This window comes from Actinoplanes sp. NPDC051494 (genome assembly GCF_044454705.1).
In the GTDB taxonomy this organism is placed as follows: domain Bacteria; phylum Actinomycetota; class Actinomycetes; order Mycobacteriales; family Micromonosporaceae; genus Actinoplanes.
The window spans coordinates 423597-436653 of record NZ_JBITDZ010000003.1 but is presented as its reverse complement, the minus strand read 5'-3'; the positions used below and the strand labels follow the sequence as shown (position 1 = coordinate 436653).

General features: G+C 68.3%; 10 protein-coding genes and 1 pseudogene. 5 read left to right on the top strand and 6 right to left on the bottom strand.

Features of this window, described 5'->3' with window-relative positions:
* Window positions 1-16: 16 nt before the first annotated feature.
* From ACIA6A_RS14590 to ACIA6A_RS14580, 3 genes and pseudogenes are all read right to left on the bottom strand, one after another.
* Entirely contained in the window at window positions 17-1636 is a 1620-nt protein-coding gene (locus ACIA6A_RS14590; RefSeq protein WP_396098089.1) for a DNA polymerase Y family protein, read from the bottom strand.
* A 236-nt stretch (window positions 1637-1872) separates the two neighbouring features.
* Window positions 1873-2658, bottom strand: a pseudogene (locus tag ACIA6A_RS14585) (hypothetical protein); the annotation flags it as partial.
* Between the two features lie 625 nt (window positions 2659-3283).
* Window positions 3284-3763, bottom strand: coding sequence for an SAV_6107 family HEPN domain-containing protein (locus ACIA6A_RS14580; RefSeq protein ID WP_396098087.1), 480 nt, complete (start codon window positions 3761-3763; stop codon window positions 3284-3286).
* Between the two features lie 921 nt (window positions 3764-4684).
* On the opposite strand from ACIA6A_RS14580, the gene ACIA6A_RS14575 reads away from it, so the two are divergent.
* The 3 genes from ACIA6A_RS14575 (at window position 4685) to ACIA6A_RS14565 (ending at window position 7589) form a co-directional block, all read left to right on the top strand.
* Window positions 4685-5320: a GNAT family N-acetyltransferase gene (locus ACIA6A_RS14575; protein WP_396098086.1), complete on the top strand. Its 636-nt coding sequence runs from the start codon at window positions 4685-4687 to the stop codon at window positions 5318-5320.
* 16 nt (window positions 5321-5336) lie between these two features.
* Entirely contained in the window at window positions 5337-6143 is an 807-nt protein-coding gene (locus ACIA6A_RS14570) for an SDR family NAD(P)-dependent oxidoreductase (protein WP_396098085.1), read from the top strand.
* A 102-nt stretch (window positions 6144-6245) separates the two neighbouring features.
* Window positions 6246-7589, top strand: a complete 1344-nt coding sequence (locus ACIA6A_RS14565) for a ferric reductase-like transmembrane domain-containing protein (RefSeq protein WP_396098084.1) — start codon at window positions 6246-6248, stop codon at window positions 7587-7589.
* Between the two features lie 1673 nt (window positions 7590-9262).
* Here the strand turns inward: ACIA6A_RS14565 and ACIA6A_RS14560 are convergent.
* Both ACIA6A_RS14560 and ACIA6A_RS14555 read right to left on the bottom strand, forming a co-directional pair.
* The gene (locus tag ACIA6A_RS14560) at window positions 9263-9712 is read right to left on the bottom strand and encodes a hypothetical protein (protein WP_396098083.1); all 450 of its coding nucleotides are present in this window, start codon (window positions 9710-9712) and stop codon (window positions 9263-9265) included.
* A gap of 144 nt (window positions 9713-9856) precedes the next feature.
* Window positions 9857-10195 (bottom strand): hypothetical protein, encoded by a 339-nt coding sequence (locus ACIA6A_RS14555; RefSeq protein ID WP_396098082.1) that lies wholly within the window; start codon window positions 10193-10195, stop codon window positions 9857-9859.
* Between the two features lie 685 nt (window positions 10196-10880).
* Between ACIA6A_RS14555 and ACIA6A_RS14550 the strand changes: the two genes are divergently transcribed.
* Together ACIA6A_RS14550 and ACIA6A_RS14545 are read left to right on the top strand one after the other, a co-directional pair.
* Window positions 10881-11231, top strand: coding sequence for a hypothetical protein (locus ACIA6A_RS14550; RefSeq protein WP_396098081.1), 351 nt, complete (start codon window positions 10881-10883; stop codon window positions 11229-11231).
* A 146-nt stretch (window positions 11232-11377) separates the two neighbouring features.
* Window positions 11378-12085: a hypothetical protein gene (locus tag ACIA6A_RS14545; RefSeq protein ID WP_396098079.1), complete on the top strand. Its 708-nt coding sequence runs from the start codon at window positions 11378-11380 to the stop codon at window positions 12083-12085.
* A 46-nt stretch (window positions 12086-12131) separates the two neighbouring features.
* Here ACIA6A_RS14545 and ACIA6A_RS14540 read toward each other — a convergent pair whose 3' ends face one another.
* The gene (locus tag ACIA6A_RS14540; protein WP_396098078.1) at window positions 12132-13037 is read right to left on the bottom strand and encodes a CHAP domain-containing protein; all 906 of its coding nucleotides are present in this window, start codon (window positions 13035-13037) and stop codon (window positions 12132-12134) included.
* Window positions 13038-13057 lie beyond the last annotated feature (20 nt).

The window sequence follows — 13057 nt, the reverse complement described above, 5'->3', positions numbered from 1 at the left end:
CCGTACCCGGCCGTTCTCAGTCATAGATCGCTTCTATCGCCCAGTGACCCGCGGTCAGTGACATCAGAAAGGCCCGCCCGTCGGCCACCGCTATCTGGAACCGGGCCCGGCGCCGCGATTCGCCCGGCGCCCACCACCGCTCGTCCACCGGCCACGGCCCGGCCCACCCGACGATCTCCACCGGGCCGTCCAGCAGCAGCACCGCGGGCTTCCCGGTCAGCTCCAGCCGCGCACTGACCCCGACCGGCTCCCCCGCCGCGTCCAGCACCAGCGCCGGCATCGGCTGCTCCGGCACCAGCGCCGGCGCGGGCGCCGGAAGACGACCGGGCCAGGGCGGACCCTTCTCCGGCGGCCGCGCTCCGTCTTCCGGTTCCGGTTCCTCAAGAGCGACAACCTTCATCGGTACGGGCTGCGGAGCCGCCGCCGCGGGCCGGGCCGGCACCCGCTCGTCACCCCACGGCACGAACCTGATCTGGTCGTCGGCCGATCGTCCCCCACCCACCACCGCGGTGACCACGGACTCCGGCCCGAGCAGCCCCTGCACCCGGCTCAGCGCCCGGTGCGCCCGCTCCCGTTCGGCCCCCGCGTCCCCCCACAGCCCCGGCTGCAATCCAAGATGGACGATGACGCCGCCGGGCACCAGCCGCAACCGGACCAGCCCCGCGGTCGGCCGCGCCGCCGTCCCGCGCCGGGCCCCGGTCAGCCACCCGTCGAGCTGCCACCGGACCCGCTCGGCGATGGCCGCGGCGGTGAGCAGCCCGTCGTGCCGCCACACCCGGTGCAGCTCCTGACCGTCGGCGGTGACCGCCTCGATGCCCAGCCGGGTGCAGGCCAGCCCGTACGACGCCAGCAGCTCGTGCAACCGCTCGGCCAGCGCCCGCCCCGCGAAGGCGGCCACGTCGACCCGTTCGAGCGGCTCGTCGTACTCCCCGCTCACCTCCAGGTCCCGGGGCGGCGTCCGCACCGCCAGCGCCCGATGATCCAGCCCGGCCGCCAGCCGGTGGGCCAGCGCCCCGTCGAACCCGAACCGGCTCAGCACATCCGATCTCGGCAGCTTCGCGAACTCCCCCAGCGTCGTCACCCCCAACCGCCGCAACAGGTCGGTCAGGGCGGGCCGCTCCAGCGCTTCGACGGTCACCCCGGCCAAGAATTCCGGGGTACGCCCGTCGGCGACGATCTGCCCGGCCCGGGCGGCCAGGCCGGCGGCGAACACCCCGTCGGCGATCCCCGCCTGGCTCTCCACCCCACAGGCCTGGGCGACCTGTTCGACAACCCGCTCGGCGGCGGCCTCCTCACCCCCGAAATACCGGGCCGGCCCCCGGGCGGCGACCGCGCAAACGCCGGGCCGGACCACCTCGACGCCGGCGGCAACCTCCTCGACAGCGGCGACCACCGGCTCGAACGCCCGGGCATCCCGCCCCGGATCATGCTCGACGACGACCAGCTGAGGACACCGGCTCTGCGCCTCCCGGCGCCGCAGCCCCCGCCGGATCCCCTCCGCCCGGGCCGCCTCGGAACAGGCGACCACCCGGTTGGCATGCAGCACGACAACGGCCCCCTGAGCGGAAACCCCGTCCACGATCTCCGCGGCCACCACCGGCCAGTCCGGGCACCACACCAGCAAAGTCCGGCTCATCCCGCATCCACCGCCCACAGCCCACCCCGCCGAGCAGGCCCCACCCGCCCCGGCGCCCCCACCCCCGCGCGGCCGCCGCCGAGGACTTCCCCCCACCCACCGTCGCGGGCCTCTCCCCAGCCGCCGTCGCGGGCTTCATCACGGCCGCCGTCGCGGGCTTCATCGTGGACCTCATCGCGGGCTTCACCGCGGGCTTCACCGCGGACCTCATCGCGGGCTTCATCGCGGACCTCGTCGGGAGCGGGAGGGATCCGCGGCATCGTGGACGCCATCGCCGGCATCCACAAACTCAGCTCCTTGGGCCGCGCGGCAGCCCCCCGCCCGCGAGCCACGACGGTCACCTTCCGCCGCCGCAGCCGCCCCCGCCCGTCCCCCAGCCCTTCCCACCGGCCCTGGGTGACCTGCAGAGTGACATCGGCCCCGTCCCACTGCCCGTAGGGCATCAGCACACACCCCCGCTGCCGGGCCCGCGCCACCAACCGGCTCGTGATCGAAGCCGAGACCTGCCCCGGAACAGCAAGAACGACAACATCGACGCCATCGATGAGCGCGGCGACCACCGTGGCCCAATCAGGACCCGGATGGGGAACCAACGCGAGCCGGTCCAGCGCGACACCGCTCTCCGCAGCGGCCAGCGCCCCCAGCGAAGGCACCCCGACCACCGCACACCACGATCCGGCGTGCGAGGCAGCGGAGAGAAGTGCCAGCAGAAGAGCGGTACTCCCACTCCCCACCCCGGCCACCGGAGGCCGTCGCCCAACGGCATGACCCACCCCCCGCCCAACCGGCACCCCCCGCCCCCGAGCCGCCGGCACCCCCAGCCCCCGCCCGCGCTCGGCAGAGGTGTCGAAGGTCAGCCCGACCGCGACGGTGCTCCCCCGCCGAAGCCCCCGCCACGGAAAAAGTCCTCCCAGTTCAGGCAATACGGGAAGAACCCGCTGCATCCCCCCGTCGTCGACCTCCCCCGCAGGCCGGACCAGCTCAGCAAGAGCCGAAGCACCGTTGATCATGCGCCCGGCCATCGTCCCCGCCCCGCTGTACACATTCACCAAGTTGATCTTCAAGGCTCTGCCCGCCCCCGGCCTCCCGGTCAAACAGAAGGTGCCGGGTTCGGCCTGGCAGCGCCCCACCGTCCTTCGCGGTCACCAGGACCGCCTCGGCCACGCACCGAATGAGCCGGGCAGAGGCGCCCCGCACCATTCCCCGCCGGCACAGCCCCACCGCCAATGCCGTCACCCGTCACAGCTGCCAGCGCCGCTACCACCGCGCTGACACCGTCACCATCGGCATCACCAGCACCAACGCCGCCGAGCACGACGGTCCGAAGCCCGCCACGGCCCGAACCAGACGCCCGATGCAAACGATCACCGGACCAACGGTCACGAGGCCCAGACAGCGAGCAGGCCCAACGGCCGCCGGACCCGGCCAAGCGACCCGGCCAAGCGACCCGGCCAAGCGACCGCCGTCAGCGGACAAAGCCAGCGGGCACCGGGTCAGAGCGGTGCCGAACCGGAGCGGTGCCGGGTCAGAGCGGTGCCGAACCGGAGCGGTGCCGAACCCGGCCGACCAGGACGGGCAGGTATCAAGACCGGCCGGCGTGGAGGGCCGGTGGGCGGTAAGGGAGTGCCGGGTGGGCGGGAGCCGCTGTCAGGCGGCCTCGAGACTGGGCTGGTAGGTCAGCCCCAGGGCCGACTGCACCATCGACACGAAGTCTTCTGCTGCCTGCAAGAGGTCGTCTGCCTCGCGGGCCGTGACCACGCGGGGGATGCCCGCTTCGGCGGCGGAGCGTTTGCTGGCCCCGAGTGCGAAGTAGGTGGCCCAGTCGCCGAACTCGGGTGCCACTAGCACGAGCAAGGACCACACGCTGGTCACCTGGTTGCGTCTGGTGGGCGCGGCCGGCCGGGCCCGGGCGGCGAGCACCGCGGCGGCCGCGCGCAGGGCGGCGAGGTGGGCGGCCGCGTACCGGAGTCCGTCGGGCCGGGTTCGGGTTGCTTCCGTCAGGCCCTGGTGGGCGATGGCGAGCAGCTGCGCGGGGGTGCGGTTGGGCAGCAGATTCGCGGGAACCGTGGGCGCCGCCTGGGTGCCGGCGGTGGGGGCATGAGCCAGGCCGTAAGCCCGCGGCCCCACCACATGAGGCTCGACCACACGCGGCTCAACCACACGCGGCTCGACCACCTGCGGCTCGACCACCTGCGGCTCGACCGGCCGCCGACCAGCCTGCTGCGTCACGGCCTCCGGGGAGAACCGGCCCGGCAGCGGAAGCTCGCCCTGAGCGGAAACCTCCCGGGATTCAGGAACACGCGCCTCGGGGGCACGCGCCGTGGGGACACCCGTCTCAGGGGCAGGGGAGGAAGGCTCGACCGGCCACACGCCGGGCTCCCAGAGGGCGGGCTCCTGTGGCCCGAACCCCCGCAATCCGGCCGGGTCAGGAGCGGGGTCCTCCCGTCGGGGTCTCCGGACGAGGGAGTCACGCCCGGCATCCCACAACTCCGCGTCCCAGAGGGCGGGCATGGTGGACGGCTCGGGGTGGGCCGGGGTGATGGTGAGGCCTGGGCTGGGTTGCCTCGGGCTTGGTGCCGGGTTGCTCCCCATGGGTTTCTCCTCGCGTGTGTCGCATCCGACGTTCTGGTCGAACCGATTCCGCTGCTGAGGAAGGCACAGCGGGGTTGCCGGCCGGGTGTGAAGCTTCCCCACACCACACCCGGCCGGACTTCTCCGGCGGGGCCGTCGCCCGCTGCCCGGGGGTCGTGGGCGGCGGACGGCGGTCCTGCCTGGGTAGGTTCCGGGCCCGCGAATGCCCGGAACCTCGGTGCGGCACTTCGCGGGTGCCGCACCCGGGGAGCCTCGCCGCGAAACGTGGCTCCCGCGGTCAGGACGGGTGGTCGATGTGCTCTCCGGCGCGCTCCGGGCACCCTCCGAGGAAGGACACCGTCTGGAACAGCCGTTCGAACCTATCGAACACTCGTTCTAACTACTGGAGAGAGTAACACCCCCCTCTGACAAAAAAACAACGCTGACGCCGAGCCGCCCGCTCCGTAAAATCCCGGCGTGACCAGTTCACCGAGCCGTTCGACCCTGATGTCCGATTGGGCTCATGGCTGGGCGGTGTCACGGCACACCGTGGCACCCACGCCACGGGCCGGTGGGTGGTACATCCCGACCGGCGTACCCGGGGAATCCGCCCGTTACCTGCTGCATGACGGCGCTGACGTGGTGCGGGTGACCGGGCTTCCCACCGAACCGCACACCTGGATCAAGGTGAGTGCCCCGGCGGACCGGGTGCCGATGGCCGCGGGCTGGCAGGCCCGTGAGCCCGCTCACCTGATGCACCGGCTGATAAAAGAGACCGGTCAGGTCACCCTGCCCGACGGATACACCGCAGCCGTACGCGATGACGGGAACGACGTCGTGCAGGTGACCGTGCGAGCGGCGGACGGCGGGGCAGCCGCCTGGGCCCGTGCCGGGATCGCCGGTGACGTCGTAGTCTTCGATCAGGTCGGCACGGAGCCCGCGCACCAGCGGCAAGGGCTCGGCCGGGCCGCGATGACGCTGCTGAGCAACCGGCTGACCGGCCTCGGCGAGTTCCGGGCGGTGCTGGTCGCGACCGATGACGGGCGGGCACTCTATGAGAAGCTCGGCTGGACGTTCGACGCCCCGGTGACGATCATCGAGTACGTACCGTAGAAAGCAGGAACACCGCATGCGCACGATCGTGATCACGGGCGCCAGCTCAGGTGTCGGCCTCGAGGCGGCGAAACAGCTGGCCGCGACCGGTGACCGGGTGCTCGTGGTGGGCCGCGACCCGCGCCGGTTGGGTGCCGCGATGGCGGAGATCCGGCGTGTCGCGAAGGGCCCCGAGCCCGACGAGTTCCGGGCCGACTTCGAGTCGCTCGACGATGTGCGCAAACTCGCCGATCACATTCGCGGCGAACCCGCGTACGAGAAGATCGATGTTCTCGCCAGCAACGCCGGTGGCATGCTGAACGCGTACCGGAAAACCGTGGACGGCTTCGAGGCGACCGCCCAGAGCAACCATCTCGGGCCGTTCCTGCTGGCCAATCTGCTGCGGGACCGGCTGAGCGGCGGCCGGGTGGTGAGCACCTCCTCGGAAGCGCATCGGCGCGCCCGCGTCGATCCGGACGATTTCACCGGCGACCCCGGGTCCTGGAATGCGTGGCGGGCCTACGGCGCGGCCAAGGCGGCGAACATCCTGTTCGCGGCGGAAGCGGCCCGGCGCTGGCCGGACGTATTGTCGGTGTCGTTCCACCCGGGCGTGGTGCGCACCAATTTCGGTGCCGGCCGGATGACCCGTTTCTTCTACAAGACGTGGCCGTTCCTGACCAGCCCGAAAGACGCCGGGGCCCTGTTGGTCTGGCTGATGACGACACCCGGCGCGGAGCTCACCGACGGCGCCTATTACGTGGGTCATGACGTGACCGTGCCGAAGACCGATCTCGGGCTCGCCGGACGGCTGTGGGACTCCAGCACGCAGGCCGTGGGTCTTTAGGAGACGGCGCGACCCGGGCCCCGATAACCCTTATCGGCCCTGCGCATTATCTTCTTCACTCACCCCTGCCACCAGGGCTTTAGCGTTTGTACGTTACTGCTCATGCTTCCCCGTGTCGGCCCGACCCCGCGCTGGTGGGCCGGCGCCGCGAGCACCACGGCCGGCCTGAGCCTGCTCGTGGTCACCGCCCTGTGGGCCAAGAATGGCGGCGTCAGCGATCCGACCGCCGGCTCGGCCGGGCGACTGGCCGCGCTCTGGTCAGCGGACCTGCTGCTCATCCAGGTCGTACTGATGGCCCGGATCCCGCTGATCGAACGCGCTTTCGGCCAGGACACCCTCGCCCGCTGGCACCGCTGGGCCGGTTTCACGTCGTTCCACCTGCTCATAGCGCACATCGCGCTGGCAACATTCGCCTACGCGGCGAGCGGCAACATTTTCGTCCAGTTCCTGGACCTCGTCATCAATTACCCCGGCATGCTTTTGGCGACAGCAGCCACCGCCGCACTGGTCATGGTCGTGACGACTTCGGTACGAAAAGCCCGTCGCCGCTTGCGCTACGAGTCATGGCACCTCCTTCATCTGTACGCGTACCTGGGCGTAGCCCTAGCCTTGCCGCACATGCTGTGGACAGGCACGGAGTTCAGATCCAGCCCAGCGGCGCGCGCCTATTGGTGGACCCTGTACCTGCTGGCCGCCGGCAGCGTGGTGCTGTTCCGAGTGCTGCGCCCGCTATGGCGTACCCTCCGGCACAGATTGGTGGTCGACCACGTCGTCCCGGAAGCACACGGCCTGGTGTCGGTCCATTTCCGCGGCCGCCGCCTGGACCGCCTCCCGGTCCGAGCAGGACAATTCTTCGTCTGGCGCTTCCTCGACGGTCCAGGATGGACCCGAGGAAACCCCTTCTCGCTGTCCGGCCCGCCCAACGGCAACCAGCTGAGAATCACGGTCAAACAATTAGGTGACGGCAGCGCCCGGGTAGCCCACCTGACCCCGGGAACAAAGGTCCTGATCGAAGGCCCCTACGGCCGCTTGACCGCCGAATCCTACCGAGGCGGCCCGGTGACAATGCTGGCCTGCGGGGTCGGCATAACCCCACTGCTGGCCCTGTTGTGGGACCTCCCCTACGGCCACGGCCAGGCCACCCTCATCTACCGGGCCCGCCACCCCGACGAGGTAGCCTTCCTGGCCGAGATCGAATGGCTGGCCGACCGCCGAGGCGTCCGTTTGGTCCCCCTGATCGGCCCGCGCGCGCACCCGAGATCATGGCTGCCGATGGAATACGCGGACTACACGGACGCGGCAGCACTGCAATCCCTGGCCCCGGACATCGCCAGCCATGACCTGTACATATGCGGCCCGGACCCCTGGACGGAAGCGGTGCGAGCAGCAGCCCGCGCAACGGGCGTCCCCGCCGCCCAGATCCATCGCGAACGGTTCGGCTGGTGAGACGAATAGCGATATGGCTACTGGCGACGATCGTTCTGGTGGTGCTGCTCTTCAGCTACAGAACATCCCTGCCGCCGGCAAAGGGCATCGGAGCCGAAGACGCCGGCGGCAGAGTAGCGAAGACCAGAATCACCGCAATATCGACGATTAATCCAACAAAGGGCGCCCACAGACAAAGCCTTCAGATCTCGACGCCCGCACCCTTGACCAGGAAACTAAAGCTAAAGATTAAAAGTCTGATTCGTCATGATTGGACTATCGGTCAGATGCCGTACCGCCTCATACCTACCGGTCCGTGTCACTGCGATTTTGTGCGAGCACGTTCTGTGGTTAGAGAAGCCATGGCGGTACGGATAACCAGTCGCCATCCGCGTTAGTACGCACCCGCCTGGCCAGGTTGTGGAACATCCGAGCAGTCAGCGAGGAGACATCTAAGGGGGCATCTGATCCGATGACGTCCGTTTCGGTCGGTCCTGGCATAGTAGTCATGCCAGGTTTGGGTGGATTCCTGGGTCAGCCTGCGGGACATTGCGTTAGCCATCGCCCAATGAATCGTGGTGCGTGATCGTTGCGGCAAAGCCTCGTAGTCTCGGGCGAGGCGACGGTGCTGTATCAGCCAGCCACAGGTCCGCTCGGCTACCCGTCGACGTGGCAGAACCCGGAAACCTTTCTCCGCTTTGCGGGTTACCACCTCGACGTCGATGCCATGGCTGGTCTCCCGGGTCCCCGCCAACCACCAAGCCCTCGCCGTCGTACGGCTCCTCGCGGCTGCGGTCATCGCCGCGATCGCCGCCTGGGTCTCCTACTGGCACATGGCAGGCGTTGCCGCCCGGTACGGCGAAACCTACGCTGGAGCTTCTCTTCCTCCTGCCGATTTCCGTCGACAGACTCGTCCTCGTCGCCAGCGTCAGCCTTGTGGAGATCGCCGGACGCTACACCGTTTAGCCAAAGATCTTCCACCTACTCTCGTTCGAGTTCCGGGAAAGTCGCCTTCCGACAGTCACCAGGTCCTAGAGACTCCGATGGTGCTCCCGCATCCGACAAGGCGACGCTTCCCAGCTTTGAGACTCCGATATGGAGCGCGTGCCCGACGGGCCAAGGCGGTGGCCAACGGGACCATAAACCCGGAAAACCCAGAGTCTCCTCATGGGGATCCGTCAATCAAAACTGCCAATTTCCCGCCATGGGCAGCAACAGCATATCGGCATCGGTAAATGAACTTACCCCAACGGGGCCGTCTGGCATCAGAGGAGCCAAGAACACTTTTAGCGCCGACCGTCCCGCGCGGGTAGATACAGCGAATTCCGTAGCCTTCTGGCTCAAAATGGATCCCGCAATGCATCCCGCCGAAATTGCCGCTCGGATTGGCCGCTCCGAAAGAACAGTACGCCGCTATTACCAGCTGTCGCCAATAGACAAAATCAATGGCATTTAGCTGCCGCCCCTGGCTACACCATCCTGCCGTCAGTGCGCTAGCCGACAATCGCACATCTAATACCGAAACGGCATTCATCGGAGTGGTTAGCCTTGGCGTTTGTAGTGGCTGAGGCGGGCTTGGTATTGGCGTCTGCGTCGCCAGCGTGACCACCACCAGACATGCTGTTTCGGCTGGTGGCAGCGGACGGTCAGTGCGGCGAGCAGGCGTCGGATCTCGGGTACGGCGTAGCCGATCATCATGTGCTCGCTGGTGCAGGTTCCCCTTTCAGGGCAAGGTTTCTGGCGACGACGAGCCAGGCGTGGGCGGCCATGGACAAGGTGATGTCGTACCAGGCCCGCCTGTCGCGGACTCGGTATTCGTCCAGGCCGACCTGGTTCTTGGCCTGCTGGAAGCATTCCTCGACCGCCCGGCGGCTGCCGGCGATGCGGGCGAGGTCCATCAATCGAGTTTTGCGAGGTTCGTAACAGACGCGGTAGGCCAGCTCGCCGGTGCTGATGTTGCGCCGGGTGAGCAGCCAAGGGCCGCGTGCGGGCCGCCAGAACACCCGGATCGGGACCCGGGCCCACAGGTATTCGCGGTCGGATCCGGGCCCGCAGGCCGGTGTTGTTGCCGTAGCCTCGCCCGCCGCGACCCACCTGGACGGGGCCAGGGCGTTCATCGCAGTGGTGATCACGTGATCGGCCAACTCGGAGCGGTCGCGGACATAATGTCATCGGGGACACCAGCCTGCTGACATCGCAGCGACGCAGGCCGGCATCCAGAGGTCAGCGCACGCATATGGCACTCTACGTAAGCAAGTCCGACGCGTGTAAGTCGCGGTATGGCTCCACTACTGCACGGCCAGCCGATTGCCGATATCTGTATTAGCTAGCCAGCAGCCGGCCCCTTGCGGGAGCCAATCCATATCCTGGCACTGATTAACCACTCTTGCGATCAAATCTTCCGGCACCCCTGCCCATCTTTCGAATCCTTCAGAACCAATATCACCCGGCATCATAAGATCATCCTGAATTAAAGTGGTTATCAAATTGCGCGCGATATCGACAAAGCCATAACTGCTCCTTGCGGCAATCTCGCGCGCAATGTCAATGATTTGGTCTACCGGCACCCAATCTGTCAATCCCTCGACCAATAGGTCATGAACGGCCCGCTCAAGATCACTCGACATGAATTTTCAGCTGCTGCGCGAGCCGTAACGCGCTGCTCTGATCCGGTGCGACCCGCGGCACCGCTGCGACCGCAGGGGCAGCTCGCGCTACCGCCGGAGCAGCCAGTGGTGTCGCCGCGGCGACGAGGACGGCCACGAGACCTGCAGTGAAGTACTGACGACAAAAGACAGCATGATTGTGTGTCACCGAGAAGTTCCCCCATGTAATGCCCGAACGGCATCGAAAGATTAAAGATCTTCTAAGTCCTTGTCCAGGCCCTCACCGTCACCGTCCGAGGCGTAGCAGAACGGTCCACAGGCGACGCACAGGTGAATCAGGGGCATCGTGCGGGCTGGTAGCGGGATCGGAACGCGGGGTGATTGACCTGCGACTTCCTGAGCCGAGTGGAGCCTTGCCGCCGCGATGGGCGGCGCCTTCCGGGTGAACTGGGCAGTCCTCTGGACTGTCGTCCTCGGCGGCCATGAGATGGCTCACGCTTGCCACAGCAACCCGTTGCAGGTACGAGCAACGCGCACCTGCACCCAACCGGTCTGCCGGCACCGACCGCCCCGATGCCTTCCGTCGCGCGGGGCCTATCTGTCCCCGGGGTCAGATATCCGCAGGTCAGGGACAGGTACATGTGGCGCCTTCGCCGCCCTGGCCGGAACGATCGAGTCGAACGTAACCAAGGGACGGAGACTCGCGATGATCAAGAAGATGCTGGCGGCTGTGGTGATGGTGGTCGCTCTGGTGGGGATCGGGGCCGGGCCCGCGAACGCCGCGTCCAGCAGGGTGCTCAAGACGATCCACCTGGGGGTGACGAGCGGGCAGGCTCAACTCGACACCGTCGGCAGCACCAAATACTTCGGCATCTGGGATCTGGCCGCGGGTCATGGCCGGGTGTGGATCGATGTCCAGGTTCCGGGTGGGCGCACGATTCGGTATTACGGCATCGACAACGATTTCTACCAGGTCCACGCGATTTCCTACACCGTGGCGTCGTGGCGCCTGTGCGACCCGTATGCCACCTACTGCACCGCATGGGTCAAAGCCTGATCAGGTCATCAACGGGGGTCCTGGTGCGGGCGACCTTGCCGGTCGTCCGCACCAGGGCAGTGTGCTCATAAGAGTGACAGCAGCACCGTCGATCTCCTGGCGTGGATAACCTTCCGAAGCGGTAGCGCTGCGGCTGGAAGGTTGCCATGTCGGATCGGCGGCGGCAGGTTGTTGCCGGTGCGGCGACCGTGGTGGTGAGTGTGGGTGTCGGGATCGCCACGAATGTTGTCAGCGACGCTCCCCACAGGGTCGGCTGGATTGTGGGCCTTGTGGTGCTCACCGGGACCGCGGCCGTCATCGAGATCGGGACGAGATTGAGCAAGCACACCGCGGATCCTGAGCCGGAGCACGCCCGGCCGGCGCATGGGGGCGCGGCCTATGCGGCCGGTCGGGACAATCGGATCGACAACCGTACGGGGATGTCGACGGGGCAATTGTTCGCTGTCATCGGTGGCATTGTGCTGGTGGTGGCCCTGCTCGCCGCCGTGCTCGTCATCCGGGAGCGCGGCGGCGGCGACACCGGTGGCAGTGACAGCAGCACGCTGCCCAGGACGCCGGTTCCGGCCGAGCTGGTCGGCACCTGGTCCGGGGGCACCGACGGCGCGACCGCGAACTGGTCGTACACCTTCTCCTCCGATGGTGACGCGGAGCAGGCGAACGGCCGGATCGGTGTGTTGCGGGCCGGCACCGTGGTGATTTCCGGGGAGAAGCTGACCCTGCATTTTCCGGACCGGGCGCCGCAGACCTTCCGCTGGCGGATTGATCCGGTCGATACGGGGTTCGGCTACGGGTTCTCCGATTTGCAGCTGGACGGGCTGTCCTATGTGCGGCAGGACGCGGAACCCGCCGGTTGATCCAGTACGGGCGCCCGCCGGATCCGTTCCGGCGGGCGCTGCGTGCTTACGGGTGGGTGTATCCCGAGACGCCCGCGGTTCCGCGCCGGATCGTACGGGTGGTGATGCGGTCGTTGTAGTTTCCGTCGACGGTCGTCACCGTGTCACCGCCGACCGCTACCACCACGCCCACGTGGTCGTTCGCGGTGCTGCCGCCGAAGTTCCAGCCGATCACGTCACCGGCCTGCACGCCGGCCAGGGCGGAGCCGGAGTGCCAGGTGCCGTGGCTGGTGCCGTACGTCTGGAAGCTGATCGCCCCGGCGGTCAGGCCGGCGGTGTTCACCCCGGCCTGGCCCCACACCCAGCGGGCGAAGTCGGCGCACCAGGCCTCGGACCGCCAGCCGCCGGCGCACCTGCTGCCCACGTTCAGCGCCCCGGAGTAGTAGTTGCAGTTCGCGCCGTTCTCCCTGTTGCGGCCGGGGTTGGCGGCCTCGCCGCGGGCGATCGACGCGATGCGGTCGCCGGCACCGCCACCTCCCCCGTTGCGGACGCCGGAGGCCCAGCGGGCGACGTGGCCTGCCCCGTACACCACCGCGTTGCCGTCGTCCTGCAGTTCGAGGGCGGCGTTCGGGTTGCCGTGGGTGCCGGTCCACCAGACGGAGATGTTGCCGGGGGCGACGACGACCAGGTTGCCGTCGGTCTGCATGCGGACGATCGAGCCGGCCCGGTTCGTGCCGGTGGACCACACCGCGACGCCGCCGGGCGCGTACTCGACGAGGTTGCCGTCGGACTGCATGACCAGGACGAACCGGCCGTTCGGGGAGACCAGGCGGGCGTCGGTGCCGAGTTGTTCGCCGGCGCTGAGCCGGAATGTTCCCGCGCCGGCCTGGGCGGGGACCGCGGTGAACGGGAGCAGGCTGAGGGCGAGGGCCGCGACGGTGAGCCGGGCGGCATGGTGGATGAGCTTGCGCATGACCACTCCTATAAATGGTG

What these genes read in the sequence shown, in the direction of transcription:
- ACIA6A_RS14540 (WP_396098078.1), bottom strand. Translation starts at nt 13,037, where the DNA reads ATGCGCAAGCTCATCCACCATGCCGCCCGGCTCACCGTCGCGGCCCTC.
- ACIA6A_RS14550 (WP_396098081.1), top strand. Translation starts at nt 10,881, where the DNA reads ATGATCAAGAAGATGCTGGCGGCTGTGGTGATGGTGGTCGCTCTGGTG.
- ACIA6A_RS14555 (WP_396098082.1), bottom strand. Translation starts at nt 10,195, where the DNA reads ATGTCGAGTGATCTTGAGCGGGCCGTTCATGACCTATTGGTCGAGGGA.
- ACIA6A_RS14545 (WP_396098079.1), top strand. Translation starts at nt 11,378, where the DNA reads ATGTCGGATCGGCGGCGGCAGGTTGTTGCCGGTGCGGCGACCGTGGTG.
- ACIA6A_RS14570 (WP_396098085.1), top strand. Translation starts at nt 5,337, where the DNA reads ATGCGCACGATCGTGATCACGGGCGCCAGCTCAGGTGTCGGCCTCGAG.
- ACIA6A_RS14590 (WP_396098089.1), bottom strand. Translation starts at nt 1,636, where the DNA reads ATGAGCCGGACTTTGCTGGTGTGGTGCCCGGACTGGCCGGTGGTGGCC.
- ACIA6A_RS14565 (WP_396098084.1), top strand. Translation starts at nt 6,246, where the DNA reads ATGCTTCCCCGTGTCGGCCCGACCCCGCGCTGGTGGGCCGGCGCCGCG.